Genomic DNA, 244 nt, shown 5'->3' with positions numbered 1-244 from the left:
CGTATTCGAAATACGACTCATCGTCGGGGCCAATCGCGGCTTCTGCCTGTGCCCGCATGTCAACCGCTTCGTCCGTGGTGCCCGGATAACACGATTCTGGAACCTCAGGCCATTCTTTGCGACACACGTCGAACCGGCCCTCCAGCCAACAATCCATAAACTGGATGGGGTCTTCACACGGATTCTCGACGCACCAGCGCATTACCTCAATCCACGGTTTACTCATGCTGCCTCCTTAAATGTC

1 protein-coding gene is annotated in these 244 nt (G+C 55.3%); it reads right to left on the bottom strand.

Translation table 11 applies throughout. From position 1 onward, the window contains the following. On the bottom strand, window positions 1-226 hold a 226-nt coding region (locus AC1RPW_RS08630), incomplete at its 3' end, for a hypothetical protein (RefSeq protein WP_481769551.1). Between the last annotated feature and the right edge of the window lie 18 nt (window positions 227-244).

This window comes from Dellaglioa sp. CoH-55-MRSF-8 (genome assembly GCF_056782195.1).
This window is presented reverse-complemented; position numbering and strand designations above follow the sequence as displayed.